Origin of the sequence: Azohydromonas aeria (assembly GCF_009760915.1) — a bacterium.
In the GTDB taxonomy this organism is placed as follows: domain Bacteria; phylum Pseudomonadota; class Gammaproteobacteria; order Burkholderiales; family Burkholderiaceae_C; genus Azohydromonas; species Azohydromonas aeria.
In genome coordinates this window covers 1-26,080 of sequence record NZ_VIDQ01000054.1, presented here as the reverse complement: position 1 = coordinate 26,080, position 26,080 = coordinate 1, and the positions used below count along the sequence as shown (strand labels likewise).

Sequence of the window (26,080 nt, the reverse complement as noted above, 5' to 3'; positions counted from 1 at the left end):
TCAGCCCGGTTGGGGTTGCGGCTGCGCCGCGGCGGCGGCCTCGTCCTGGGCCTCGCCCCTGCCTTCCGCCTCGACCGAGCGTCCCTCCCACTTCGCCACGATGGCCGTGGCGATGCCGTTGCCGATGACGTTGGTGGCGGTGCGGCCCATGTCGAGCAGCTGGTCGATGCCCATGATCAGCAGCAGCCCGGCCTCGGGCAGCCCGAACATCGGCAGCACCGCGGCCACCACCACCAGCGAGGCGCGCGGCACGCCGGCGATGCCCTTGCTCGACACCATCAGCACCAGCAGCATCGTGACCTGCGTGGTCAGCGACAGCTCGATGCCGAAGGCCTGGGCCACGAAGATGGCGGCAAAGGCCTGGTACATCATCGAGCCGTCGAGGTTGAAGGAGTAGCCCAGCGGCAGCACGAAGCTGGCGACGCGCCGGCTCACGCCGAAGCGCTGCAGCTGCTCCAGCATCTTCGGGTAGGCCGACTCGCTGCTGGCGGTGGAGAACGCCACCAGCAGCGGCTCGCGCATCAGGCCCAGCAGCCGCCTCGTGGCCGAGGGACCCAGCGCCAGCACGGCGGCCACGATCATCAGCAGCCACAGCGCCGCCAGCCCCAGGTAGAAGCCGCCGATGAACTTGCCGTAGGTCACCAGCACCCCCAGGCCCTGCGTCGCCACGACGGAGGCGATGGCGGCAAACACGCCCAGCGGCGCGAAGCGCATCACGAAGTCGGTGAGCTTGAGCATGATCGTCACCAGCTCGTCCACGAAGCGCACCGTCGTGGCCGTGGCCTCGCGCGGCAGCGCGGCGATGGCGAAGCCGAAGAACAGCGAGAACACCAGGATCTGCAGGATGGCGTTGCCCGCCATGGCCTGCGCGATGCTGGTGGGGAAGACCTGCGTGATGAAGTCGGCGAGGTTGAGTGCCGAGGTCTTGAGGCCCGAGGTTGCATGCGCATCTGGCAGGGGCAGGCCGAGTGCGGCGCCGGGCTGGAACAGGTTGACGAACACCAGGCCCAGGCCCAGCGAGACGAGCGAGGCCGACACGAACCAGGTCAGCGCCTTGGTACCGACGCGGCCGACCATCTTCGCGTCGCCCATGCTGGCCACGCCGGCCACCAGCGTGGCGAACACCAGCGGCGCCACGACCATCTTGATCATGCGCAGGAAGATGTCGGTGACGATGTTGAAGTACTTCGCCAGCTCCTTGGCCGCGGCCGCGTCCGGTGCGGCGCTGTGGCAGGCCCAGCCGACGGCCACGCCCAGGACCATGGCGATCATGATCCGGCGCACCAGGGGGTTCATCTTTTTCACGGGGTTGTCTCCGGGAGAGGCCCGGTCGGAAGCCGGGCTCTTGGTTGCGGGCGCGACGGTGGTACGCGCCGTTGGAGGGAATCGAGGAATCCGGGGAGAGCAGGCGCGTGTCGGTAGCCCGACGGCACGGGAGGCCCGCACCCTGCTTCGTCATCCCCGCGCAGGCGGGGATGACGAAGCAGTGGGTGTGGCGGCTCGGCTTACGGCTGGCGGAGGCCGGGCTGTTCGCCCTTCACCGCCCCGCCACGTCGAACGCCACCGGCCGCGTCAGCGCCTCCGGCCGCAGCGCGTGGTCCAGCTGCGCCTGCGTCAGCAGCCCCTTCTCCAGCACGATGCGGTAGACGCTGCCGCCGCTGGCGTGCGCCTCGCGCGCCACCGCCGTGGCCTGCTTGTAGCCGATGTAGGGGTTGAGCGCCGTGACCACGCCGATGGAGTCGCGCACCAGCGCGGCGAGGTGCTCGCGGTTGGCGGTGATGCCCTCGACGCAGCGCTCGGCCAGCGTCAGGCAGCCGTTGCGCAGGTGGTTCACGCTCTTGAAGATGCTGTGGGCGATGATCGGCTCGAAGGCGTTGAGCTGCAGCTGCCCGGCCTCGGCGGCGAAGCTCACCGTGATGTCGTTGCCGATGACCTCGAAGGCGATCTGGTTCACCACCTCCGGGATCACCGGGTTGACCTTGCCCGGCATGATCGAGGAGCCGGCCTGCATGGCCGGCAGGTTGATCTCGCCCAGGCCGGCGCGCGGGCCGCTGGACAGCAGCCGCAGGTCGTTGCAGGTCTTGGACAGCTTCACCGCCACGCGCTTGAGCACGCCCGACAGCTGCACGAAGGCGCCGCAGTCCTGCGTGGCCTCGATCAGGTTGGGCGCGGTGACGAGCGCGATGTCCGTGACCTCGGCCAGGCGCTCGCGCACGCGCGCGGCGTAGTCCGGGTGCGCGGTGATGCCGGTGCCGATGGCGGTGCCGCCGAGGTTGATCTCGTGCACCAGCTCCACCGCCTCGCGCAGCCGCTGCTCGTCCTCACCCAGCATCGTGGCGTAGGTCGAGAACTCCTGGCCCAGCGTCATGGGCACGGCGTCCTGCAGCTGGGTGCGGCCCATCTTGAGCACGTCGGCGAACTCCACGGCCTTGCGCTCGAAGGCGCCGCGCAGCACCGCCATGGCCTGCACCAGGCGCTCGATGCCGAAGTGGGCGGCCAGCTTCAGCGCCGTCGGGTACACGTCGTTGGTGCTCTGGCCGAGGTTGACGTGGTCGTTGGGGTTGAGGTGCTGGTACTCGCCCCGGGCATGGCCCAGGATCTCCAGCGCGCGGTTGGCGATGACCTCGTTGGCGTTCATGTTGGTCGAGGTGCCGGCACCGCCCTGGATCACGTCCACCACGAACTGCTCGTGCAGCCGGCCCTCGCGCAGCTCGCGGCAGGCGGCCACGATGGCGTCGGCGCGCACGGCGTCGAGCAGGCCCAGGTCGTGGTTGGCGCGCGCGGCGGCTTCCTTGATGCAGGCCAGCGCCCGGATCAGCTCCGGATAGATGGCGATGGGCGTGCCGGTGATGGGGAAGTTCTCCACCGCGCGCAGCGTGTGCACGCCCCAGTAGGCGTGGGCCGGGACGTCGCGCGCACCCAGCAGGTCGTGCTCGGTGCGGGTGGCGGGGGAGTCGATGGTTGCGGCGGCAATCGCGGTGGAGGTCATGGAAGCGCTTGAGGGGTTGGAGTGCCGCGAAGGTTAGGCAGCGGCCCCCGGGGCGTCCAATGACGATGCGGCGCGCACCGATGCGCGGCGCATGCAGGCTTGCGCGGCGCGCATGGAGCGTTGCGCGGCGCGCATGACATGCGCGCGGCGTCGCCCGTGCCGGTTCCTGGCGCGGCTTGCGCTGCCGGCCCGGGACTTGGTGTTTACCCTGGGCCCGGCGTCAATGCGCCTGGCGCGTGCGCACCACGGTCAGCACGTAGCTCACGTTCAGGTTGAAGCCTGCGCCGGGGTTGGCGGCGGTGAACTGCAGCACGTGCTGCCCCGGCGCCAGTGGCGGCAACTTCACGTAGTAGCCGTCGTCCACCGAGGGCGCGTAGACGCCCGCCGGCGAATCGCCGCTGCATGGCGCCAGGAAGACGTTGTCCGCCGGCAGCACGCTGGCAAAGGGCACCGAGCGCACCCGGCGCAGCTGCCGCACAGGCCGGCTGTCCAGCGTCACCGACAGCGCCGTGATGCCGTCGATGAAGGCGGCGTTGTTGGCGCGCATCTGCGCCACCGTCAGGCGGCCGGTCTGCCCGCACACGCCGGGCGTGTCGATCTGGACGGAGTTGGCCACCGGGAAGAAAAGCGCCACGCCCTCGGGGATGCTGCAGTGGCGCGTGGCGGTGCCGCTGAAGGTGCCGGCCAGGAACCACAGCGGCCCGCGCTGCCCGACCATGCAATGCGCGCCGGTGGCATCAGCCAGCGGGTTGACGCCGTTGGGGATGGACAGCGCCCACTGCCACCACTGCGCGCTGGCCTGCTCGTAGTCGAAACGGTCGCGGTCGCGGTCGCGGTCGTTGCCGTCGTGCGCCTTGCCGCTGAACGGCAAGGCCACGGCGGAAGCGATGGCCAGGGCGAGGATGCGTTGGCTGGGGCTGTTCATGGCGTCTCTCCTCGGGATGGATGAAGCGCCCGCCGCGGTCCGGGCCCGCCCATGGTGGCCACACCCTCCACGGCGGGATTGCGCCATCTCAAGTCCGCGGGCGCCGCCCCGGACTGCATCCCGCGGCCGAGGGGGTTGCGTTGACAACCGCCCCGCAGCGCCTATGCGCGCGAGCGTGCCGTCAAACCGGCGCCTGCAGCCCGTCCTTGAGCGCGCCCCAGGCCTGCAGCGCCACGGGCTTGGTGTTCTCGGCGCGCCGGTACAGCCGCGTCTGCAGCTCCAGCGTCCAGCTCGCGTCGCCCGCCGCCACCAGCGCGCCGCTGTCGAGCTCGCGCCGGATCAGGCTCTCGGGCATCCAGGCCACGCCGTGGCCGGCCTTGACCAGCGGCTTCAGGCCCTCGGCGATCGGGTTCTCGCAGCAGCAGCGCAGGTACACGCCCTGGTGCTGGCGTTGCTTGAGCGCGAAGTCGGCGGCCTGGCCCAGCATCGTGTCGGGACCGTAGGCCAGGTAGGGCAGCGGCTCGCGCCGCGTGCCGGGCAGGGCGAACAGCGGCTGCCCGTGGGCGTCGGCCTTGCTCACGGGCAGGAAGCGCTCGCTGGCCAGCAGCACGGAGGGGAAGCGCTCCGGGTCGAGCATGGCCGAGACGGCCGGGTGCGCCCAGGCCAGCATCAGGTCGCAGCTGCCCTCGACCAGCGCGCGCACGCAGCCGTGCATGTTGTCGGGCACCAGCCGCACGTCGAAGGGCCCGATGCGCTGCTGGCAGGCCTGCAGCCACTGCGGGAAGCATGCCACCGACAGCGTCTGCAGCGAGGTGATGGTCACGGCCTCGCTGCCGGGCTGCAGCCGGTCGCGCAGGTCGTCGCGCACTTCCAGCAGCTGGCGCACCACCTCCTCGGCGGTGTCGCGGAACACCACGCCCGCGGGCGTGAGCGAGGTGGGATAGGCGCTGCGGTCCACCAGCGGCACGCCCACCCACAGCTCCAGCGCCTTGATGCGCCGGCTCAGCGCCGACTGGGTGCAGAAGCGTTCGGCGGCGGTGCGGGAGAAGCTGCGCGTGCGGGACAGGCTCAGCAGGTCTTCGAGCCACTTGAGTTCCATGGGGATGCGTCTTTGAGGGCTGGGAAGGTGTCGCCCGCCACCGGCGCTCCAGGGCCGTGGCGGGCCGGCAGTCTAGGCCAGCGCCGGGCCAGGGTCCGGGCCCGGCCGTCAGGAAAGGCCTGGCACCCCCGTCAGGCCCCACGGCGGCCTGGGCCCGAGCGCCGCCTCACTTCCCCGCCAGCCGCCGCGAGGCCGACACCGCGTAGGCGGCCGAGCGCATGCGCAGCACCGGGTCGTCCGAGGCCTCGATGCCCTTGGGCAGCACCATCGGGTCGAAGACGACCGGTTCGCATCGGCCGCCCGAGCCGGCCTCGACCTTGTCGATGGCGAGCCGGCCCGCGGTGACGGTGCGGCGGCCTTCGGGCCAGGCCTGCGTGGGATTGACCAGCGTGTCGCCCGGCTCGGCCAGCTGCAGCCGCATGTCGAATTCCACCGGCTTGCCGGCGACGCGCTTCCTCAGATCGTCCGCCAGGAATTCGTCCGGCAGCGCCTTCAATCTCTCGTCGTCCAGCAGCTCCTGCCCGCCCACGGGCTCGAACACCCAGCGGGCATACCGGGACTGGCCCTTCGAATCGACGAACCTGAAGGCGTGCACCCCCCAGTAATTGACGGCCGCGAAACTCGCCGGCACGCCGTGGCTGGCGAGCCAGTCGGCCTGCGCGCGGGCCTCCGGGTGCGCGTCGGCATGGGCCTTCACCCGGGCCGGGTCGGGCTTGCCGGTCTGCGGGTCGGGCCGGCGCGCCTGGAACCCGGCCAGCATGTCTTCGGGCGTGGCGGCCGAGTGCACCGGCGCGGAGATGTTGCCCAGGCGCCAGGACTCGCCGCCGGGCAGCGCCATCTGCAGCGCCAGGTTGCGCGGCGTCTTCGCCTTGTCCGGCGCCTTCGGGTTGCCGCCGCTGAGCGAGAAGCGCGCCAGCACCGGGATGCGCTCGCCGGAAAAGGCGCTGGCCACCGACAGCGCCCGGCCCTCGGCCGTGCCGGTGAACCAGCCCTCGGCACACAAACCCTTGGCGCCGCCGCGGCGCTGGCCCGGGTGCACGCCGAACACGCCCTCGAAGCCGTCCACCAGGGCCTGCGGCAGCGGGGGCGTGTCCGCCGGCGAGTCGGTCTGCGCCGCCGAAGCGGCCGGGTGCAGCAGCGCCATGCAGGCCACGGCGCAGGGAACGCATAGGGCGGGGCGGTGCTTCATGTCGGCTCCACGAGACCAGGGCAACTGCAAGCGTCGGCCACGGGGAGCCCGGTTTCAAGCCGGCGCGCGCGTAATAAGCCGGTGAGAAATCAAATGTCGGGGCGCGGGTGTCGCAAAGGAAACAAATCCTCGCCGCGATGGGTCAAGCCGGTCCTCGGCGACAGCGCAGCAATTCCTCCAGCCTCGTCCCACTCGCGCTGCCGCCGCCGCCATGCACACTGAGGACGGCCCCGGGACAACACCGGGTCTTTGCGGGCCATGCCTCATTGAATCGGATTTGACACGTAAAGCTTTGGCGGTGTGGCCCTCTTTGCGCGCACTTTGAGACGGTTGTTCAGCCCTTGAATATGCTTTGAACAAAGCAAAGGACGACGCCATGAACACGCTGCTCAGTCTCTCTTCGCCGCTGTCGCCGCGTCCGGTCGCCGTGCCGCGGCGCGACGCCGGCGCGGCCCGCCCCGCCGTTCCGCCGCTGCTGTTCGGCAACCAGCTGCTGGCGGCGCTGCACCGGCTCGCGCCGCGGGGCGCGCTGGAGGCGCTTGAAGCCGTGGAGCTGCCCGTGGGGCGCATGCTGCTGCAGCAGGGGCGGCCGGTGGCGTGGCTGTATTTCCCGGTGGATGCGCTGGCCTCGGTGCTGGGCGTGCTGCGCAACGGCACCTTCACCGAGGTGGCGATGGTCGGCTCCGACGGCGTGCTCGGCGCCGAGGCGGCGCTGGCCGGGCTGCCCGCGGCGCACGACGTGGTGGTGCAGGTGCCGGGCCGCGCGTGCCGGCTGCCGGTCGAGGTGGCGCAGGCGCTGTGCCGGCACGAGCCCGGGCTGCAGGCGGTGCTGCTGCAGTCGAGCTTCGCGCTGCAGAGGCAGATCGCGCAGCTGGCCGCCTGCAACCGGCATCACTGCATCGAGCAGCAGCTGTGCCGCTGGCTGCTGTCGGCGGCCGCGCGGCTGCGCCGCGACGAGGTGCCGATGACGCAGGAGCGCCTGGCCGTGGCGCTGGGCGTGCGCCGCGAAGGCGTCACCGAGAGCGCGCGCCGGCTCAAGCAGGCCGGGCTGGTGGGCTACAGCCGCGGCCGCATCCTGCTGCAGGACCGCCCCGGGCTGGAGGCCCGCGCCTGCGAGTGCCACCACGCGCTGCAGGCCGTCTCGGCGCGGCTGGAATCCACGCTGACGGCGATGGAGGCGGAGCCGGCCTGACGGTAGGGACAGGAGGGGAGGGGCCCTTCAGCCGCCGGGGATGCGCCGGCGCTGGATCGGCGAGCCCTCCCAGCCTTGCAGCAGCGCGGCCGGGCTGTCGTAGATCGCCACGGCGCCGGCCAGGGCCGCGTCGTCCCACCAGCCGCCGCAGCGCAGCGCGATGGCGTCCACGCCGGCGGCGCGCGCGGCCTCGACGTCGTGCGGCGTGTCGCCGATCAGCATGGCCTCCACCGGCTGCACGCCCGCGCGTTGCAGCGCCGCCAGCACGATGTCGGGGTCGGGCTTGGAGCGCTCGGCGTCGTCCTCGGTGGTGGCCTCCTCGATGAGGTCGTGCACGCCGGCCTGGCGCAGCAGCGCCTCGAGTTCCGGCGCGCCCGCGGCGGTGGCCACCACGACGCGGATCTCCTCGTCGCGCAGCTTGCGCACCAGCTCGCGCGCGCCGGGCGTGGGCCGCAGCGCGCCCAGGTAGCGCTGCAGGAAGATGTCGCGGCGCTCGTCCTTGAGGCGCTGGCTCAGCGGGTCGGCGTCGCCGATGCGCAGGAGTTCCTGCAGCAGCTTGTCCGAGCCCTTGCCGATGAGCGGGCGCACCTGCCCGTAGGCGAAGGTGCGGCCGTGCGCGCCGAAGGCATCGAGCCAGGAGCGCACGTGCGCGTCGTTGCTGTCGAGCAGCGTGCCGTCGATGTCGAGCAGCACGGCCTCGGTGGGGGCGAGTTCCTTGATGGCGTGGTCGGTCATGGCGGCGGCCCTCGGCTCACAGCAGCGGCGCCACCAGCCGCTCGTAAGCCGTGCGCGTGGTGTCATAGCACTCGCAGGCCAGGGCATGCAGCGCGGGCGGGTCCAGCAGCAGGACGCGGCCGCGGCGCTGCGCGATGGCGCCGGCCTGCGCCACCTCGACCAGCACCTCGCCCACCGACTGGCGCCGCACGCCCAGCATCGCCGCCAGCATCGACTGGGACATCTCCAGCTCGCTGCTGCCGGCGTGGTCCGCCGCCGTGAGCAGCCAGCGGCACAGGCGCTGGCGCACGTCGTGGTGGGCATTGCAGGCGCAGGTCTGGCTGCCCGCGCGCAGGCTGTAGGCGGTGTAGCCGGCAAGCAGCCGCTGCGCGTGCCCGCTGTGGCGCACGGCCGCCACGAAGCGGGCGGCGTCGATGCGCACCGCCTCGCCGCTGGCCTGCTGCAGCACCGTGTCGGGGCTGGTGTCCAGGCCCAGCCAGGCGGGCAGGCCGGCCATGCCTTCGTTGCCGATGATCCGCACGTCGGCCATGGCGCCGTCGCGCAGCCGCACCACGAGGGAGGCCACGCCGCGCTCGGGGAACCAGACGCTGTCGAGGGGCGCGCCCTCCTGGCACAGCTCCGCGCCGGTGGGCTCGGTGCGCCGCTCCAGCGCCGGCGCCAGCGACGGGCAGTCGCGCAGCAGCCGCGCCAGCAGGCGGTTGCGCACCATCGGCGCCTCGGCGGTGGCCGGCAGCGGCTGCGGGAAGTTGCGGGAATGCAGGTCCATGCCGGATGGGGCGGCAAGGCGGGTGCCCTGCCGGCACCGGCGGGCCCGGGACGGGGCACCGGGTGCCCCGGGCCGAACCCGGTGCCGGGCCGCCGGCAACCCACCCAAAGAAAGCTGCCCGCACGGAGGCGGGCAGTGAAAGAGAGGCGGGTTGGAGGAAGGGGTCAATCTGACGTCCGCCCCAGGCACCCGGCGGCGCCGGCCATCGGCCGGCACACCAAACACCCAGCGCGATTGTCGGCTTTTGCGGGCAGGCGGTCTGCCTGCGGGCGCACTCAGGCCCTTCGGGAGAAACCCGGGGCCGTCCGCGGCGCGGGGGCGGGCGCTAGAGCAGCGGCTCGACCAGCCGGGCGTAGGCGCCGCGGGTGGCGTGGTAGCACTCGCAGGCCTGCTGCTCCAGCGCGGCGCGGTCCAGCAGCCGGATGAGGTTACGGCGCTGGCCGATGGCACCGGCCTGGCTCAGCGCCACCAGCACCTCGCCCACGGTCTGGCGCCGCACGCCCAGCATCTCGCCCAGCATCGCCTGCGAGAACGACAGCGTCTCCGCGCCGGCCTGGTCCGCCGCGGTCAGCAGCCAGCGGCACAGCCGCTGCTGCACCGAGTGGTGGGTGTTGCACACGCAGGTCTGGTTGCTGAAGCGGGCGCTGTAGGTGGCGTAGCCGCCCAGCAGGCGCTGCGCGCGGGCGCTGTGGCGCACTTCCTCGCGGAACACGTCGGCAGCCACGCGCAGCACCTCGCCGCCGGCCTGCTGCACCACGGTGTCGGGACTGGTGGCGATGCCCATCCACGCGGGCAGGCCCACCATCCCGTCGCTGCCCACGGTCTGCACGTTGGCCATCGCGCCGTCGCGCAGCCTCACCACCACGGCCAGCATTCCGCTGACGGGAAAACAGATGTCGCTGATCGGGCCACCTTCGCGGTAGAGCTCCGAGCCGCCGGGCTGGGCACTGCGCACCAGCGCGCCACTCAGCGCGGGACATTCCTGCAACAAGCGATCAAGGACTCGATTGGGGTACGTCGACAAGGGTTCTGGAGGCACTGGCGGCCCCTTCCTGCGGTTGCCATTCAACTGCCGTGGATTCTGGCAACTCACCCCGGTTTGTTATGCCCGCTGACGGGCATAGGTCACCCGCGTCATATCGAAAAGCCCCAGATCGTGGTGGTCAGAGCAAGTTTGCGCATCCCGCCGTAAAGCTGGTGGGGCAGGCGGTGCCCAGGCCGCCGGCCTTGTCCTGCGGGAACGAGGGCGAGCGGAACATGTTCAGCACGTTGTTGTAGGGCACCAGCGGAGCGGTGAGCGTCTTGCTCCAGAACATGTAGTTGGCCTTGAGCCGGCCGCGGCCGAAGGCGTAGAGGTCCGTCACGGCCGGAGGCGCGTAGGGGCCGCCCTGGTAGGTGGTGACGTAGTTCTCGCCCTGCACCGACGGGCCCATCGGCACCTTGCCCGCGTGGCTCTCGTAGAACGGGTAAGCGGAGATCTCCAGCGGGCCGTCGTTGAGGAAGGTGTCGGGCCCGCCCAGGGCGACGCCCTTGGACACCAGGCTGCTCACCAGCGAGGGCATGTAGGGCCGCGGGAAGTTGAAGAACTGCATCACCACCGTGTTCGGGAAGGCCTGCCGCGTGGCGGCGCCGACCTGGGCCAGGTTGGTGAAGAAGGTGGTCTTCTGCGTGTCGGTCAGCGGCACCACGGCGTTGCCCAGCGCGGTCTCGTTGAAGGCCACGCCCTCGAAGTTGTTGTCGGCGTTGTAGCGCCGGCCCAGGGCGCGGGTCAGCGCGATGAGGCGGTCGCGCACGCCGGGCACCCACAGCGCGATGTTCTCGCCGGTAGTGGCTTCCGTGCCCACGGTGTCCTTGCCGTCGATGGCGATGCGGAAGACGCCGCCCTGGTAGGTGGCGGTGTGCAGGTAGTCGGGCAGCGCGCGGTCGCCGGCGGTGAAGGTCTTGGTGCTCAGGGTGATGAAGAGCTGCCGGTTGGCCGCCTTGGCGCGGGCCAGGTCGGCGTCGATGCGCGAGAAGTCGTAGACGCCCGGTGCCGTCTCCAGCATGCGCCAGGTGTAGCGCGTCATCACGCCGCGCACGTTGGGCAGCGCGGCGGCTTCCTTGAAGGTCTGCGTCTTGAGGTAGTCGCCCGCGCCGGCGCCCACGGCGATGTAGTGGCCCGGATGCCATTTCACGCGCAGGTCGCCCGCGGCCAGCGCCAGGGCCTGCTCGCCCGGCACGGACTGCGCGGCCTGCGCCGCCGTGTCCGGGGCGGCGCTGCCGGCGTCTTCGCTGCTGCCGCCACCGCAGGCGCTCAGCGCCACGGCCAGCGCCAGGGCCAGCGACAGGGTGGAGAGGGTGCCCAGCGCCAGCGTGGGGTCGAAGCGGAGTTTCATGGCGTCAATTCCTTCGGATTCTGGTTTTCCGATATTCCAAAACCCGGCCTCGCAGGCGAGCGAAAATCAGCCTTTCACGCGGAAAAAGCCCGTTTGGAATATCAAGATGATTTGGGGTCCAGGCGCCGGCGCGAATTTGAATGCCGTTCAAACCGCCGCGTGGGCGCCATGCCCCGGACTTCGGTTGCCGTGTATCGGACGTGAGCGCGAAATCGTGAGTATTTGATTCAGGGCCGACCGCACCTGGTGGCCATGCGCAATAAGTCACGCCCGCGCCGGGCTGGCCGAGCGCGGGCGTGGGATATGCCGGCCCCGTAAGGCTCGTGCAGGACTCGGTGTAAACACTGCCGCGTAAACCCTAGACGGGCGGCGCCGAGGCCACACCCCCGGCACACCAGCGGCGGCACAGGAGTCGGCGGATGAGCACTCTGGAACTGGAAGCCCCAGGCTACGAACTGCATTTCGAGCCCCTGGACGACCCGTCCAAGGGCTGTGCCTTCCCGTGCGACGCGCACGGCCGGGTGGACATGGACCACCTCGACGACACGGTGCTGCACCACTACCTGTTCGCGCGTGCCGTGATCGGCAAGCTCTTCAGGCTGCCGGCGGTGCGGCCGCGCAGCCACTGAGCGCCGGCCGGGCGCCGCTCGCCGTTCAGGCCCCGGGCGGCGCGCCTTCGCGCCCGCTCAGGCGCGTCGGCCGGATGCGCAGCCACACCAGCGCGCCGCCGCGCTGCCGCTCCTCGTACTGTTTCGCCGCCCAGCCGGGCATGTCGGAAAACCGCCTGAACCAGGCCGGGCTCACGCTGGATATTCGCGCGGCGTCGGTGACGAATTCCACCTCGCCCTCGCCGGTCACGCTGGTCCAGTCGAATGCGTCGCGGGTGGCGGAATCGTCGATCTGAAACGCGACCCGCGGATTCATTTCCAGCAGGGCGGTCTTGCGGCCGGCGATCGTGACGCACCAGAGCGCGCCGTCGAGCCAGACGTAGCCCAGCGGGACCAGGTAGCGCTCGCCGCCGGCATCCATGGCCAGGCGCAGGATGCGCTGGGATGCGAGGAAGGCGTCGATCTGCGCGGGAGTCAGGGCTTGCAGGTCCATGGCGGCGGCTCGTGGTGAGGCCCGGAAGGCCGGGGAAGCCCCGAGCATCGCCGAAGCCGCACCGTGGCGCCCGTCACCCGAGCGCCTTTTCCTCCACCGGCTGGCGCATGCCCACTGCCATGCGGTTCCAGGCGTTGATCTGCGCGATGGTCCAGGTCAGCTCGACGATCTCCTGCTCGCTGAAGTGCGGGCGCAGCGCCTCGAAAGCAGCGTCGCGCGCGTCGTGCTGCGGCGCGTCGGCAAGCCGGGTCATGAGCTCGGCCCAGTGCAGCGCGGCGCGCTCGCGCTCGCTGTAGAAGCCGACCTCGCGCCAGGTCGAGAGGTTGTTGAGCCGCTGCCAGCCTTCGCCGTGCTCGCGCAGCGCGCGGGCATGCATGTCCAGGCAGAAGGCGCAGCCGTTGAGCTGCGAGACGCGGGTCTGGACCAGCTCGATGAGCACCGGCCCCAGGCTGGAATGGGCGGTGGTGGCGCTGACGGCGGCCATCGCCTGGTAGGCCTTGGGGGCGATGCGGGTCCAGTTCAGTCGGGCGGCTTGCATGGTGCGGGTCCTCGTCGAGGGGTTGGGAACACACCCTCAAGACGAGACGGCCCCGGCGTTCGTGACGCCCCTTTCGCGCTCCCGCGCCGCGGCGATGGCCGCGAGCTTGTCGGGGTTGCGCTGGGCGTGGATGCGCACGATGCGCCGCCCGTCGCTCTCGATGGCCTGCACCGACTCCAGCCGGCCGTCGATGAAGCGCAGCAGCCCCCACTCGCCGTTGATGGCGGCGATCTCCCAGCGCACGCCCGCGCCGTGGCGCAGCGCGGTGGCGAGGTAGAGCTGCGCGATGCGGCGCCCGCCGGCGAGCACCTTGCCGAAGCTGGGCACCTTGCCGCCGCCGTCGCCGACGAGCTCGGCATCCTCGGCCAGCAGCGACTGCAGCGCCGTGAAGTCGCCCCGCGCCGCGGCCTCGACGAAGCCCTGCAGCAGCCGCCGCTGCGTCTCGTGCGGCACGGCGTGGCGGCGGCGCGCGTCGCGCAGCTGCGCCTTGGCGCGGTGCACGATCTGGCGGCAGGCGTCCTCGCTCTTGCCCAGCGCGCGCGCCACCTCGGCGTAGTCGGCGTCGAAGACCTCGCGCAGCAGGTAGGCGGCGCGCGCCTCCGGCCCAAGCCGTTCCAGCAGCGTGAGGAAGGCCACCGACAGGTCGTCGGCGCGCTCCAGCAGCCTTTCGGGCGTGGCCGGCGAGTCCTCCACCAGCGGCTCGGGCAGCCAGAAGCCCACGTACTGCTCGCGCCGGGCCTGCGCGGCGCGCAGCCGGTCGATGGCCAGCCGCGTGGTGACGGTCACGAGCCAGGCCTCGCCGCTGGCCAGCGCGGCGGTGTCGGCCCCGTGCCAGCGCAGCCAGGCGTCCTGCACGACCTCCTCGGCCTCGGCGCGCGAGCCCAGCATGCGGTAGGCGATGCCCTGCAGCCGCGGCCGCAGGCGGGTGAAGGTTTCGGTGGGGAGATGCTCCATGGCGGTGAAGACGGGGCGCGGGCACCCGTTGTGACAGGCCGGGGCCGCGGGGGCTGTGTCAGGGGGTATCCGCCGCCTCCGCCATGCCCGCTGCCCCCGGCAGGGGCGGCAGGCCCTCCATCAGCCCCGCGCAATGCGCCTGCAGCGCCTCGTGCAGCCGCCGCACCGCGCCCGAGAACTGGCGCCGGTGCGGGCACACCAGGTGCAGCGGCGTGGCCTCGCCGGCCCAGCGCGGCAGCAGCACTTCCAGCCGCCCGGCGGCCACGTCGGCGCGCACGTCGAGCCAGCTCTTGAAGGCGATGCCCTCGCCGGCCACGGCCCAGCGCCGCACCACGTCGGCGTCGTCGCTCAGCAGCGGCCCGGACACCCGCACCTCGCGCCGCCGTCCGCCCGCGTCCGTGAAGCCCCACTCGTCGTAGATGCGCCCGCCGCGCAGGTACAGCAGGCAGTCGTGCTGCGCCAGCTCCGCCGGCGCGGCGGGCCGCCCGCGCCGCGCCAGGTACCCGGCCGACGCCACCAGCACGCGCCGGTTCAGCGGCGCCAGCGGCAGCGCCACGAAGCTGCCGGCCTCGATGCGGCCGTAGCGCAGCGCCACGTCCACCGGGTCGCGGAACACGTCCGTGACCTGGTCCGACAGGAACAGGCGCAGCACCAGCGCCGGGTGCGCGCGCCGGAAGGCCGTCAGCGGCGGCAGCAACACGTTGCGCCCCAGGTCCGAGGACACCGACACCTGCAGCACCCCGCGCACCTCGCCGGGGTCGTGGCTGATCGCCTCGCGGCCCTCGCGCAGCGCGTCCAGCGCCGACTGCGCGAAGGGCAGGTACTGCTCGCCCTCGGCCGTCAGGCGCAGGCTGCGCGTCGAGCGCGCGAAGAGCCGCAGTCCCAGCGCCGCCTCCAGGCGCTGGATCGCCGCACTGACCTGGCCCGGCAGCAGGTCGGCCTCGCGCGCCGCGGCGGAAAAGCTGCCCAGCGCCGCGGAGCGCACGAACAGCAGCAGATCTTCGAAACGCGGCATCCATCTGCTCCCGTGGAGTGAAGGTTTATCAAGGGCTCCTGACATATTTTCACTCCTGCAGTGAAAGTGCTGCCTGCGGCGGCGGCTGTTTCGCGCGGGCCGTAGAGCCGACCATGGCGCCCATGCCGCTGCCGCCTGCCGAGCCTGGAGGCGGCGGCCCGAAATACCGAATCCGCACCGGAGCCGCCATGAACGTCCTCGCCACCGCCCAGCGCCGCTACACCACCAAGGCCTTCGATGCCGCGCGCCGCATTCCCGACGCCACGATCGCCGAGCTCAAGGAGCTGCTGCGCCACGCGCCGTCGTCGGTGAACTCGCAGCCCTGGCATTTCCTGATCGCCGGCGACGCGGCCGCGCGCGAGCGCATTGCCAAGGCCACGCAGGGCGGCTACGGCTACAACGCCTCGAAGATCCTCGACGCCTCGCACGTGATCGTGCTGGCGGCGCGCCGCGACCTGGACGAGGCGTTCCTGGAGCACCTGCTCGACCAGGAGGAGCGCGACGGCCGCTTCCAGGCCGAGGGCGCGCGCGAGGGCCAGCGCAAGAGCCGCGCCGGCTACGTCGCGCTGCATCGCGATGAGTTGAAGGACCTGCCGCACTGGACCCAGAAGCAGGTGTACCTGGCCCTGGGCACGCTGCTGCTGGGCGCCGGTGCGCTGGGCGTGGACGCCACGCCGATGGAAGGTTTCGATCAGCAGCTGCTCGATGCCGAGCTTGGGCTGCGCGAGAAGGGTTTCACCAGCGTGGTGCTGGTGGCGCTGGGCTACCGCGGCCAGGGCGACTTCAACGCCGGGCTGCCCAAGTCGCGGCTGCCGGCCGACGAGGTGTTCACCACGCTTTGATTCAACCTCTGCGCAGGGCTCCACCATGATCGCCGCCATGAGCACCGAGCAACGGCAACCCGAGCTGCGCCGCGCCGCGCTGTCCGAGCTGGAGGCGCGCATGGTCGAGCGCCCCGACATGGTGACCTCCGTGATCCGCCACGAGGTCCGCCCCGAGGCGCAGGCGCGCTACGAGCAGTGGCTGCAGCGCATCACGCCGCTGGCGGGGCGCTTTCCCGGGCACCGGGGCGTGAACGTCATCCGCCCCGGCGCCGGCAGCCACGCCTACACCATCACCATCCGCTTCGACAGCCTGGGCCATGCCGAGGACTGGTTCCTGTCCGAGGCGCGGCGCGAGCTCATCGAGGAGGTGCAGCCGCTGCTGCGGGTGTCGGAGTCGGTGGAGACCGTCACCGGGCTGGAGTTCTGGTTCACGCCGGCCCCGGGGCGGCCGCCGGCGCGGCCCTGGAAACAGTTCCTGGTGACGCTGTCGGCCATCTACCCGCTGACGCTGCTCGTGCCCTGGGCGCTGCAGCCGCTGTTCGACGCCGTGCCGGCGCTGCAGCCGCAGCCCGCCAGCCGCCTGGTCGTGGCCGTCGTGGTCGTGGCGCTGATGACCTGGGTCGTCATGCCGCGGCTCACGCGCCGGGTGGCGAAATGGCTGTTCAGCTGAGCGGCTGACGGCGGCCACGCTCAGGCCGCCGACAACGTCTCTCCCTCGCGCTCCCGCGCCTCGCGAATGAGCGCCTGCGGCGGCCGCCCGAAGGTGCGGATGAAGGCCCGGCGCATGCGCTCCTCGTCGGCAAAGCCCGTCTCCCGGGCGATGCGCGCGATGGAGCCGTGGCCGGCTTCGATCAGCTCGCGCGCGGCCTCCAGCCGCAGCCGCTCCACCGCCTTGGCCGGCGAGTGACCCGTCTCCAGCCGGAAGGCGCGGCTGAAGTGACGCGGGCTCCAGTGCACCTGCGCCGCGAGCTGCTCCACGCTCAGCGGCTCGCGCAGGTGCTCGCGCGCCCAGGCCAGCACCTCGCGGATGCGGTCCGAGGCCGGCGCCAGCTCCGACAGCACCGAGAACTGCGACTGCCCGCCCGCGCGGCGGTGATAGACCACCATCTTGCGCGACACCGCGCGCGACACCGCCGCGCCCAGGTCGGCCTCGACCAGTGCCAGCGTCAGGTCGATGCAGGCCGTCATGCCGGCGGAGCTCCACACCGGCCCGTCGGCAATGAAGATCGGGTCGTCCTCGACCCGCGAGCGCGGGCAGCGCCGCTGCAGCTCGCGCGCGTGCGCCCAGTGCGTGGCCGCGCGCCGCCCGTCGAGCAGCCCGGCGTCGGCCAGCACGAAGGCGCCGGTGCAGATGCTCGCCACGCGCCGCGCCGCCGCCGCGGCCGGGCGCAGCGCCCGCAGCAGCGCCGGCGAGGCGGCCGGCGGCTGCAGTGCGCCGGCCACCAGCAGCGTGTCGCAGGGCTCACCGTCCAGGCGCCGCGCCTGCACCACCACGCCGCTGGAGCCGGCCACCGGCCCGCCGCGCTCGGACACCAGCTCGACCCGGTAGCGCGGCGCGGCGCACTCCAGGTTGGCCATCTCGAACACCGTCAGCGCCGCCAGGTCCAGCACCTGGAAGCCCGCATACACCAGCAGCGCCACGCGTGCGGGGGCATGTTCCGGGGCAGGGACGGTTGCGGCAGCGGCGGCGGGAGCGTCCGGGTCCATGGCGGCGTGTCCTTCGAGCGTGGTCGGGGTGGACTCGCAGTATGTCCGTTTTCGAGGGAAGCATGTCATTTGCGACGCGGTGTCTCCCGCCCAGAATGGCTTCACCGACACACCGGTCGGCCACTTTCAAAGGAGCAGGCACATGGGCACGGACACGAACATGCAGGGCAGCCAGGAGCAGGGCATCGCCGTCATCACGGGCGCTTCCAGCGGCATCGGCGCGCTGTACGCCGACCGTCTGGCGCGCCGCGGTTTCGACCTGGTGCTGGTGGCGCGCAACGAGGGCAGGCTTGCCGAGGTGGCGCGCGGCATCCGCGAGCGCACCGGGCGCGCGGTGCAGGTGCTGGGTGCCGACCTGACCGACGCGGCCGACCTGCGGCGCGTGGAGGCACTGCTGCGCGAGGACGCGCGCATCACGATGCTGGTCAACAACGCCGGTTTCGGCGCGGTGGCGCCGCTGCTCGACAGCGACGTGGACCAGATGGAGCGGATGATCGACCTGAACGTCACGGCGCTGACGCGGCTGGTCTATGCCGCGGCACCGGCCTTCGCGGCGCGCGGGCGCGGCACCATCGTCAACATCGCCTCGATCGTGGCCGTGGGCGTGGAGGTGCTCAACGGCGTCTATGGCGCGAGCAAGGCCTACGTGCTGGCGCTGACCCAGTCGCTGCAGCACGAGCTCGGGGCCAGGGGCGTGCGCGTGCAGGCCGTGCTGCCCGGCGCCACCGCCACCGAGTTCTGGGACCTGGCCGGGCTGCCGCACAGCCACCTGCCCGCCGACTGGGTCATGCCCGCGGACCGCATGGTGGACGCGGCGCTGGCCGGGCTGGACCTGGGCGAGGTCGTGACCATCCCGCCGCTGCAGGACGGCGACGCCTGGAGCGCCTACGACTTCGCGCGCCGGGGCTTGTCCGAGCAGTTCCGCCACGCCGTGCCGGCGCCGCGCTACGGGGTTTGAGCGGGCATTTGTCCTGCCGGCGTGAAAGTGCTGCCCGGCGCCGCGGCTTGTGGCCGGCCGCGGCGCCGGCCACGATCGCCAGCATCGACAGATCACAGGAACCCCGAGCCATGAAAGCCATCGCCTACACCCGCCACGGACTGCCCATCGACGACCCGCAGGCGCTGGTGGACCTGGAGCTGCCCGCGCCGCAGCCGGGCCCGCGCGACCTGCTGGTCGAGGTGCGCGCCGTGTCGGTGAACCCGGTGGACACCAAGGTGCGCCGCGGCGCGCCGGTGGAGTCGCCGCGCGTGCTGGGCTGGGACGCCGCCGGCGTGGTGCGCGCCGTGGGCGCGCAGGTCAGCCTGTTCAGGCCGGGCGACGAGGTGTTTTATGCCGGCTCGATCACGCGGCCGGGCAGCAACAGCGAGCTGCACCTGGTGGACGAGCGCATCGCCGGGCGCAAGCCGGCGAGCCTGGGCTTCGCGGAAGCCGCGGCCATGCCGCTGACCGCGATCACGGCCTGGGAGCTGCTGTTCGACCGGCTGGGCGTGCCCGAAGGCGGCGGTGAAGGGCAGAACCTGCTCATCGTCGGCGCGGGCGGCGGCGTGGGCTCGATGCTGGTGCAACTGGCGCGGCGTCTCACGCGGCTCACCGTCATCGGCACGGCGTCGCGCGAGGAGACGCGGCAGTGGGTGCGCGAGCTGGGCGCGCACCACGTCATCGACCACTCGCAGCCGCTGGCCGAGGCGCTGCAGGCGGCCGGGCTGGGCCCCGTCACGCACGTGGCCAGCCTCACGCACACCGAGGCGCACTACGCCCAGATCATCGAGGCGCTGCAGCCGCAGGGGCGGCTGGCGCTGATCGACGACCCGGAGCGCCTCGACGCCGTGCCGCTCAAGCGCAAGAGCCTGTCGCTGCACTGGGAGCTGATGTTCACGCGCCCGATGTTCGAGACGCCCGACATGGTGCGCCAGCACGAGCTGCTGCAGCGCGTGGGCGCGCTGGTGGACGAGGGCACGCTGCGCACCACGCTGGCCGCGCATTTCGGCACGATCAACGCCGCCAACCTGCGCCGCGCGCATGCGCTCATCGAGTCGGGGCGCGCGCGCGGCAAGGTGGTACTGGAGGGGTTCTGACACGCGGCGACGGGCGCGCCGCGCTTCCTGCATTTCTTCACCCCGCCACCCTGAGCTCGATGCGCCGGTTGCGCGCGCGCCCTTCGGCCGTGGCGTTGTCGGCCACCGGCCGGTCCGGGCCGGCGCCCGAGGCGTGGATGGCGTCGGCGGGAATGCCGCGCGCGGCCAGCCAGCCCCGCACGGTCTCGGCACGCGCGGCCGAGAGCTGCAGGTTGGCCTCGCGCGTGCCGCGGTCGTCGGTGTGGCCCACCACCTCGAAGCGCCGCCCGGCGAGCTGGCGCAGCAGCGGCAGCAGCTCCTCCAGCACGCGCTGCCCCGTGGGCGTCAGCGTGGCATTGCCCGGCTGGAACTCGATCGTGCGCCGCGCCAGCGCCGCGTCGATCTGCTGCTGCGTGGCGGCCGAAGCCGCGGCCGGCGCGGGCGTGGCCACCTGCAGCCCGTCGCGCACGGTGTAGGTCGGGTTGGCCAGGCGCGCCGTCATGCCCTCGACGATGCGCTGGCGCTCGGCCTCGCTTTCGGCACGGCCGATGAGCTCGATGACGTTGCCGTGGATGCTCAGCCGGCCCTGCGTCACGCGCCGCAGCTCGGGCGTCAGCACGCGCTCGACGTGCTGCGCCCAGTCCGGCGGCGCGCTGCGCCGGTCCACGCCGAGCTGGTCCACCACGCGCTCGGGCCCGTAGAGCTCGCGCACGCGCGCGAGGATGGCCGCGCGCGTGGCCTCGTCGGGCACCGTCCCGGACACGACCACCTGGCCCGGCCCGGGCAGCGCCGGCACGGGCGCCTGCGGCGCCTGCGCGGCACCCGTGCCGCCGGCCAGGGCCAGCACCAGCGCGGCGGCCAGCCGGCCGCACGCGGCGCCGGCGCGGCGCGACGGGAAGGGCGCGTGTTGCAAGATCATCGTTTCAGCCCCTTGTGAAGCAGTCGTCGAAGAAGGCCGCGGCCTGCGGCAGCGACAGCGCGTCCTGGCGCAGCCAGGCATCGAAGCGGCGCAGTGCCGGCTCGCGCTCGAGCGCGGCGTCCACCCAGCGCGGCGCGTGCAGCTCGATGCAGGACTCGTCCGCCGCCCCGGCACTGAACAGCGGCTGCAGCGCCGCCGGCGAGGCGCCGTCGAAGCCCAGCACCAGCGAGGCGGCCGAGGGTTGCGGCGCGCGCGGCCACAGCAGCAGCAGCTCGAAATCGCCGCGCGCCAGGAAGGGCGCGACCAGCCGCATCCACCACGCCGCCACGGCGGCGGCCTGGGGGCCGTCGGCCGGCAGCGGCAGGCGCAGCGACCGGTCCAGCCGCGAGCGGCCGCTGCCGGGCACCGGCTGCAGCAGCAGGCCCAGCGCGAGCAGGGTGCGGCGCAGGTCGAAAGCCGGGTGCGTGCGCTGCAGCAGCGCCTGCAGCGCGCCCACGCTCGACGCGGCCCCGGCCCCGGCTGCCGTGCCTGGCGCCGGCGCCAGTTGCAGCTGCAGCCGCTGCGCCTGGGCCAGCACCGGCGCCGCGTCGCGGGCCGCGCAGGCGCGGCGGGCGACGTCCTCCAGCGGCGGCCACAGCCCCTGCAGCAGCAGCGGCGCCTGCGTCATGAAGGGCAGCGGCGCGCCGGGCTCGAAGGCGGCCAGCACGGCGAACGGGAAACGCCGCCCCGAGGCGTCGGTGCTGGGCAGCAGGTGGCCGGCCACCGCGACGCGCCGGCGCACGCCCAGCAGCGCGAAGTGCGCCGGCACCATGCGGTCGTAGCGCTGCTTCCAGCGCGGGTCCTCGGCCAGCCGCGCCAGGGCGCGGCTGAGCCACTGGTCCAGCAGCCGCGTGAGCGTGCCCTGGTGCGGGCTGCGCACGAAGTCGGCGCGCGAGGGCAACTTGCCGAACCAGCACGGCGTCACCGGGCCCGGGCGGCTCACCGCGCCGCTCCAGACGCGGCTGCCGCGGCCACGGTGGCGGCACCGGGGCCGGGCGCGTCCGTGCCGGCCACCAGCGCCGGCAAGGCCAGCCCGCGCAGGCCCGCCGCCGCGCCACGGCCACCGCCGGCCGTGGCCGGCCCCGGGCTGGTCACGGCGCGGTACTGCAGCGCGATGGCCTGCGCGCCCTCGCCCCAGCGCAGCTCGCGCACGCCGTCGGGCAGCTTCCTCACCGCCGCCGCCTCGACCAGCCGCTCGAAGCCGTAGGCGCCCGGCGCGCTGAACAGCTCCACGCTGCGGCCGTCGCCGGTCACGCCGGCCAGGCGCACGCCGGGCGTGGCGCCGGGGCCGGGCCAGGTGAAGCCGGCCCACTGCGCCGTGCCGCCGCCGCGGTGCTGCAGCATCTGGCCGTCGATCTCCAGCGTGTACTCGGTGAAGCCGGCTGCCGCCAGCGGCAGCAGCTGGAAACTCACCACGGCGGCGGCCGGCGCGCCGGCGTGGCCCCCGGGACTGCCCGTGCCGCCGGCGCCGCCGGCCGCGCCGTCGAGCGCGCCGACCCAGCCTGTGAAGCCCTGGGTGAAGGCCGGGCGCAGCCGCAGCCCCATCTGCGCCCACTGGCGCGGCGAGAGCTCGTCGCCGCGGCGCGTGACCAGCGGGCCGAGCCCCTCGGCGGCAAAGCGCGCCACGGCGCCGCCGGGGCCGAACACGCGCGCGATCTCCGCCGGCGTGGCCTCCACCCGCGACGCCGGCTCGAACGGGTACTTGCCCGCCAGCGACTGCTGGAAGGGCTGCAGCACCTGCGCCGCCCACTGGCGGTTGAGCTCGGTCTCGGCCGGCGCCACCAGCGCCGTGAAGCACTGCATCAGCGGGCGCACCAGCAGCGGCTTGAGCGCCTCGCGCACCGGCTCGGCCGCGCCGGCAAGCAGCTGCTCCTCCACGAAGCGCAGCGCGTCGGCCAGCTCCGAGCCGGGGCCCTCGAAGGTCGCCGCCATCAGCGCGCGCGCGCCGGGGCCGGCGTCGCCCTGGCGGCCGATGGCGGACAGGCGGCTGCGCACCCGGCCGAGCTGCTGCAGGTAGCCGTCGAGCAGCGCCGCGGCGCCGTCGCGCGGCGCCAGCAGCCGCCCCAGCGCGCCGAACTCGCGGCCCACCGCGCCCGGCACGGGCGGCGCGTCGGCGTCGGCATCGCCCGCGGGCAGCGGCGGCGCGCCCGGCGCCAGGCGCTGCACCGACTGGCGCGCCCATTCGGCGATGCCGCCGCCAGCCAGCGCCGCCGGCGCCGCGTGCGGCTGCGCCGCCGTGGGCGCGTCCCACGCGGTCTGCGCCCACAGCGCCAGCAGCAGCTTGCGGATCGGCGAGTCGGCCGGGTCGGCCAGGCGTTCCATGCGCGCCACGGCGGCGTCGAGGCCGGCGAACTCCGCCACCGCCACGCCCTGCATGAAGCGCCGCCACTCGCGCGCGTACTCGGCCTGGTAGCGCTCGGTGAGCGCGCGGCGCACCTGCTGCGGGCTGCCCTGCAGCGACAGGTCGTCGCGGCTGCTGGTCCTGAGCACCCAGTCGCTGCTGGTGAGCGCGTCGCGCGCGGCGTCGCGGATCGCGCCCTCGACGTAGCCCTGCCAGGCCTCGCGCGTGAAGGTGCCCGGCACCACGTGGCTGCCGCCGACCACGGCCTTGTCGCGCTCGCCCACCAGGGACGCCACCGTCACCGGCGCGAAGCGCGTGGAAGCGCGCGCCTTGATCTCGGCATACACCCGCTCCAGCGCGGGCGTGCCCTGCGCCACGCGGCGCAGCTGCTCACGCGTGGCGTCCACCACGCCGAAGTGGTTCGCCACCGTGGGGAAGAGCGGATCCTGCAGCCGCGCCATGGCGAAGGTGATGACGCGCTCGGCGCTTTGCAGCAGCGGCTCGCGCGACGCGGCGCCGCGCTGCGCCTCCAGCCAGCCGCGCCAGAAGCGCGTGACCTGGTCGGTGAGGTGTCCCGGCTCCATGCGGGCGCGGTCGGCAAGCATCAGGTAGGCCTTGAGCGCCTTGTAGGCGTCCTCCGCGTCGGCGGCCGACGGCGCGGCGTAGGGCGAGCCGGGCGCCGTTGCCGCCGCAACCTCAACCGCGGTAGCCGCCGCCGGCGCGGCGCCGGGGACGGTCCCGGAGGCGTCGCCGGCCGGGCCGGCGCGCCGGTTGACCTCGGACAGGTAGTCCTGCAGCGCCTGCGCCACCGGCTCCAGCATGACGTGGCGCAGGCCCTGGAAATACGCCTGGCGCAGCCGCCGCTCCAGCGCGTCGCCCTGGTACAGGCCCAGCCCCACGCTCCAGGGCCGCTGCGTGCGCCAGGCTTCGAGCGCCTCGATGCGGTCCTGCAGCAGCTCCAGCGCCTGCAGCCGCGCGCCCAGGGCGGCGCTGTCCTGCTGCAGCCGCAGCGCCCGGTCGAGCTCGGCCTGCACCCCGGCCACCAGCTGCCGGTTGCCGCTCCAGGACCAGGTCCACAGCGCCAGGGCACCGGCCAGCGCCAGCACGCCGCCGGCGTAGCTCCAGGCGCGCCGGCGCTCCCGCGCGGGGCTGGCGTGGCGGCGCACCAGGTCGCGGTCGGCAAAGATGACCTCGGAGAACAGGTCCTTGAGGAACCAGCCCTGCCCGGCCGGCGCGGCCGCGGGCGCGGGCGCGTCGGCGGCATCCGCAACCGCGTCGGCCTCGGCCTCGCCCTCGGCAGCCGCGACCCGGGCGCGCGCCGGCGGCGCCAGCGCGAACTGCTCGGCCACGCCGCTGCGCTGCGGCGCCGGGCTGTCCTGCGCCGGCTGCACCGCGCTGGTGAAGTAGAAGCCGCGGAACAGCGGCCGCGCCTGGAACACGTTCTCGTCGAACAGCGTCGCGACGAAGGCGCGCAGCACCGGCTGCAGCGCGGCGAATTCCAGCGGGAAGGACAGCACCGCCGCCGGCAGCGCCTGGCCGCGCTGCAGCGCCATGCGCGCCAGCGCCGCTTCCTTCAGGCCCTCGCACAGCGCGGCGAAGTGGCGCTCGAACTGCGTCGCGGCGTCGCCGGCCGCGCTGTCGGCGCGGCAGGGCAGCGTCGCGCCCCAGACCTGCTCGCGCTCGCGCGCGGCGCGGTCGGCGAAGAAGTCGGCAAAGCACGGCACCAGGTCGGCCTTGGTGAAGAGCAGGTACACCGGGGCGCAGACCTGCAGCACGTCGGCGAGCTCCTGCACGCGTGCGCGCAGCTCGCGCGCCAGCGCCAGCAGCGCGTCGGGCCCCATGTCGCGCAGCGCGGCCACGCTGGCGGTGACGACGATGCCGTTGATCGGCGCCAGCGGCCGGTGTTGCCTGAGCAGGCCCAGGAACGACAGCCACTCGCCGCGCTCCTCGGCCTCGACCGCGTAGCGGCCGGCGGTGTCGAGCAGGATGCCCTCGCTGGTGAAGAACCAGTCGCAGTGGCGCGTGCCGCCGATGCCGCGCAGCACATTGTCGCGCCCGTGCGGGAAGGGAAAGTTCAGCCCCGACTGCACCACCGCCGTGCTCTTGCCCGCGCCGGGGTGGCCGATGAGCAGCGTCCAGGGCAGCTCGTAGAGCGCGGCGTGGCTGCCGCGCCGGCCCAGGTGCGACGCCTTGAGGGTGCGGATCGCCTCCTGCAGCCGCTGCTGCAGCGCCGCGACCGCCTCGCGCTGGCCGGGGTCGGCGTCCTGGGCTGCGCGCACGGCGCGCGCCAGGTCGCCCTCGATCGCCTGCTCCAGGCCCTGCGACGCGCGCCGCGCGCGCCGGCGCCGCACCCAGCGCACCACTCCCGCGGCCACCGCGCCCAGCAGCGCCGCGGCCAGCACGCCCGTGGCGGCCACGCCCCAGGGCTGCCACGGCCACCACGCCACCACGGCCAGCAGCGACACCACCAGCGCCAGGACGGCCAGCGCCAGCAGGGCGCCGCGGACCGGGTGCTTGCGCAGGAAACCTTTCATGGTGCGGACTCCGTCTCGGGATGGGGAGGAACGGGAAAGGGGCTCGGGGCCATGGCGCGTGCGCTTGGGCTCCCGTCAGCGCCCGGGGCCCGGGCCGGGGCCGCGGCGCCACTCGACGTGGCCGTAGTCGCGCAGCGAGCGCCAGTCGCCGCCCCAGGTCAGCCCGAGCTCGCGCGCCACGGCGCCGTAGGCCTCGTAGCCGCGCATCGCCCAGGGGTCGCGCTCGGAGATCACGACGCGGCCGTCGCGCAGGAAGGCGCAGTCGGCGGCCAGGCCGCGCTGGTGCCAGCTCTCGAACGGCCCGGCGCGCGTCACCGACGGCCCCAGCGCCGCCAGCGCCGCCTGGCGCTGCGGGCTGCGGTAGCCCTCGACCAGCACCATCTCGTAGCCGTGGCGCTCGCGCACGAGCCGGAACACCAGCAGCAGCCGCTGCCTGAACTCGGCATCGAGCAGTTCCCACTGCCGGCTGGCCTGCGCGGCCAGCGGGCGCCACTGCTCGACCTCGGGCGTGGTGAACAGCGCCGGCGGCAGCGGCGGCGGGGGCACGAGCTGCTCGCCCTGCAGCAGCGCCGCGACGCGCGGGTCCACCGCGCGCACGGACGGCGCTGCGTGCCCGCCCTGGGGCAGCTGCCCGTGCAGCATCCACGCCGCCAGCGGCGGCAGCAGCAGCACGGCCAGCGTCGCCACTCCCACGCGGCAGCGCCGCCGCAGCACGGCGGTTGCGCCGGCAACGGCCCGGCCGAGCCGGCCGCGGCCTTGGCGCCCGGCGCGCACCGCGGCGCG

General features: G+C 73.6%; 24 protein-coding genes. 6 read left to right on the top strand and 18 right to left on the bottom strand.

Features of this window, described 5'->3' with window-relative positions:
* The 5 genes from FJ694_RS24965 to FJ694_RS24945 form a co-directional block, all read right to left on the bottom strand.
* Window positions 1-1,296, bottom strand: coding sequence for a dicarboxylate/amino acid:cation symporter (locus tag FJ694_RS24965; RefSeq protein WP_157270056.1), 1,296 nt, complete (start codon window positions 1,294-1,296; stop codon window positions 1-3).
* 241 nt (window positions 1,297-1,537) lie between these two features.
* On the bottom strand, window positions 1,538-2,989 hold the full coding sequence (aspA, locus tag FJ694_RS24960; RefSeq protein WP_157270032.1) for an aspartate ammonia-lyase: 1,452 nt from the start codon (window positions 2,987-2,989) through the stop codon (window positions 1,538-1,540).
* 220 nt (window positions 2,990-3,209) lie between these two features.
* On the bottom strand, window positions 3,210-3,914 hold the full coding sequence (locus FJ694_RS24955; protein WP_157270031.1) for a hypothetical protein: 705 nt from the start codon (window positions 3,912-3,914) through the stop codon (window positions 3,210-3,212).
* 181 nt (window positions 3,915-4,095) lie between these two features.
* Window positions 4,096-5,013: a LysR family transcriptional regulator gene (locus FJ694_RS24950; RefSeq protein WP_157270030.1), complete on the bottom strand. Its 918-nt coding sequence runs from the start codon at window positions 5,011-5,013 to the stop codon at window positions 4,096-4,098.
* A 166-nt stretch (window positions 5,014-5,179) separates the two neighbouring features.
* Window positions 5,180-6,202, bottom strand: a complete 1,023-nt coding sequence (locus tag FJ694_RS24945; protein ID WP_232540215.1) for a catalase family peroxidase — start codon at window positions 6,200-6,202, stop codon at window positions 5,180-5,182.
* A gap of 376 nt (window positions 6,203-6,578) precedes the next feature.
* On the opposite strand from FJ694_RS24945, the gene FJ694_RS24940 reads away from it, so the two are divergent.
* Window positions 6,579-7,394, top strand: coding sequence for a Crp/Fnr family transcriptional regulator (locus FJ694_RS24940; RefSeq protein WP_157270029.1), 816 nt, complete (start codon window positions 6,579-6,581; stop codon window positions 7,392-7,394).
* A gap of 27 nt (window positions 7,395-7,421) precedes the next feature.
* On the opposite strand, the gene FJ694_RS24935 is transcribed toward FJ694_RS24940, so the two are convergent.
* The 4 genes from FJ694_RS24935 to FJ694_RS24920 all read right to left on the bottom strand — a co-directional run bounded on the left by FJ694_RS24935 (window position 7,422) and on the right by FJ694_RS24920 (window position 11,270).
* Window positions 7,422-8,129, bottom strand: coding sequence for an HAD family hydrolase (locus tag FJ694_RS24935; protein ID WP_157270028.1), 708 nt, complete (start codon window positions 8,127-8,129; stop codon window positions 7,422-7,424).
* Between the two features lie 16 nt (window positions 8,130-8,145).
* Window positions 8,146-8,895: a Crp/Fnr family transcriptional regulator gene (locus FJ694_RS24930; RefSeq protein WP_157270027.1), complete on the bottom strand. Its 750-nt coding sequence runs from the start codon at window positions 8,893-8,895 to the stop codon at window positions 8,146-8,148.
* Window positions 8,896-9,220: 325 nt separating this feature from the next.
* Entirely contained in the window at window positions 9,221-9,886 is a 666-nt protein-coding gene (locus FJ694_RS24925) for a Crp/Fnr family transcriptional regulator (RefSeq protein ID WP_157270026.1), read from the bottom strand.
* Window positions 9,887-10,058: 172 nt separating this feature from the next.
* A complete protein-coding gene (locus FJ694_RS24920; protein WP_157270025.1) occupies window positions 10,059-11,270 on the bottom strand; it encodes a glycoside hydrolase in 1,212 nt (403 codons plus the stop codon).
* A 419-nt stretch (window positions 11,271-11,689) separates the two neighbouring features.
* On the opposite strand from FJ694_RS24920, the gene FJ694_RS24915 reads away from it, so the two are divergent.
* Window positions 11,690-11,899, top strand: a complete 210-nt coding sequence (locus FJ694_RS24915) for a hypothetical protein (protein ID WP_157270024.1) — start codon at window positions 11,690-11,692, stop codon at window positions 11,897-11,899.
* Between the two features lie 25 nt (window positions 11,900-11,924).
* Here FJ694_RS24915 and FJ694_RS24910 read toward each other — a convergent pair whose 3' ends face one another.
* The 4 genes from FJ694_RS24910 to FJ694_RS24895 all read right to left on the bottom strand — a co-directional run bounded on the left by FJ694_RS24910 (window position 11,925) and on the right by FJ694_RS24895 (window position 14,878).
* On the bottom strand, window positions 11,925-12,371 hold the full coding sequence (locus FJ694_RS24910; protein ID WP_157270023.1) for a pyridoxamine 5'-phosphate oxidase family protein: 447 nt from the start codon (window positions 12,369-12,371) through the stop codon (window positions 11,925-11,927).
* Between the two features lie 73 nt (window positions 12,372-12,444).
* Complete coding sequence (locus tag FJ694_RS24905) at window positions 12,445-12,909, bottom strand: carboxymuconolactone decarboxylase family protein (protein WP_157270022.1); 465 nt, start codon at window positions 12,907-12,909, stop codon at window positions 12,445-12,447.
* A gap of 36 nt (window positions 12,910-12,945) precedes the next feature.
* Window positions 12,946-13,863, bottom strand: coding sequence for an RNA polymerase sigma-70 factor (locus tag FJ694_RS24900; RefSeq protein WP_157270021.1), 918 nt, complete (start codon window positions 13,861-13,863; stop codon window positions 12,946-12,948).
* 58 nt (window positions 13,864-13,921) lie between these two features.
* The gene (locus FJ694_RS24895) at window positions 13,922-14,878 is read right to left on the bottom strand and encodes a LysR family transcriptional regulator (protein WP_157270020.1); all 957 of its coding nucleotides are present in this window, start codon (window positions 14,876-14,878) and stop codon (window positions 13,922-13,924) included.
* Window positions 14,879-15,066: 188 nt separating this feature from the next.
* Here FJ694_RS24895 and nfsB point away from each other — a divergent pair, with 188 nt between their 5' ends.
* Together nfsB and FJ694_RS24885 are read left to right on the top strand one after the other, a co-directional pair.
* On the top strand, window positions 15,067-15,720 hold the full coding sequence (gene nfsB / locus FJ694_RS24890) for an oxygen-insensitive NAD(P)H nitroreductase (RefSeq protein WP_157270019.1): 654 nt from the start codon (window positions 15,067-15,069) through the stop codon (window positions 15,718-15,720).
* A gap of 37 nt (window positions 15,721-15,757) precedes the next feature.
* A complete protein-coding gene (locus FJ694_RS24885; RefSeq protein WP_157270018.1) occupies window positions 15,758-16,372 on the top strand; it encodes an antibiotic biosynthesis monooxygenase in 615 nt (204 codons plus the stop codon).
* 20 nt (window positions 16,373-16,392) lie between these two features.
* On the opposite strand, the gene FJ694_RS24880 is transcribed toward FJ694_RS24885, so the two are convergent.
* Window positions 16,393-17,409, bottom strand: a complete 1,017-nt coding sequence (locus FJ694_RS24880; RefSeq protein ID WP_157270017.1) for a GlxA family transcriptional regulator — start codon at window positions 17,407-17,409, stop codon at window positions 16,393-16,395.
* Between the two features lie 160 nt (window positions 17,410-17,569).
* Here FJ694_RS24880 and FJ694_RS24875 point away from each other — a divergent pair, with 160 nt between their 5' ends.
* Window positions 17,570-18,367: an SDR family NAD(P)-dependent oxidoreductase gene (locus FJ694_RS24875; protein ID WP_157270054.1), complete on the top strand. Its 798-nt coding sequence runs from the start codon at window positions 17,570-17,572 to the stop codon at window positions 18,365-18,367.
* A 110-nt stretch (window positions 18,368-18,477) separates the two neighbouring features.
* Complete coding sequence (locus tag FJ694_RS24870) at window positions 18,478-19,485, top strand: zinc-binding alcohol dehydrogenase family protein (protein ID WP_157270016.1); 1,008 nt, start codon at window positions 18,478-18,480, stop codon at window positions 19,483-19,485.
* Window positions 19,486-19,522: 37 nt separating this feature from the next.
* Here FJ694_RS24870 and FJ694_RS24865 read toward each other — a convergent pair whose 3' ends face one another.
* From FJ694_RS24865 to FJ694_RS24850, 4 genes are all read right to left on the bottom strand, one after another.
* Entirely contained in the window at window positions 19,523-20,383 is an 861-nt protein-coding gene (locus tag FJ694_RS24865) for an OmpA family protein (RefSeq protein ID WP_157270015.1), read from the bottom strand.
* Between the two features lie 4 nt (window positions 20,384-20,387).
* Window positions 20,388-21,365, bottom strand: coding sequence for a type VI secretion system-associated protein TagF (gene tagF / locus FJ694_RS24860; RefSeq protein ID WP_198320979.1), 978 nt, complete (start codon window positions 21,363-21,365; stop codon window positions 20,388-20,390).
* The gene (gene tssM, locus FJ694_RS24855) at window positions 21,362-25,297 is read right to left on the bottom strand and encodes a type VI secretion system membrane subunit TssM (RefSeq protein ID WP_157270013.1); all 3,936 of its coding nucleotides are present in this window, start codon (window positions 25,295-25,297) and stop codon (window positions 21,362-21,364) included. Before tssM ends, tagF begins: the two co-directional genes overlap by 4 nt.
* 75 nt (window positions 25,298-25,372) lie before the next feature.
* On the bottom strand, window positions 25,373-26,080 hold a 708-nt coding region (locus tag FJ694_RS24850; RefSeq protein WP_157270012.1), incomplete at its 5' end, for a M15 family metallopeptidase.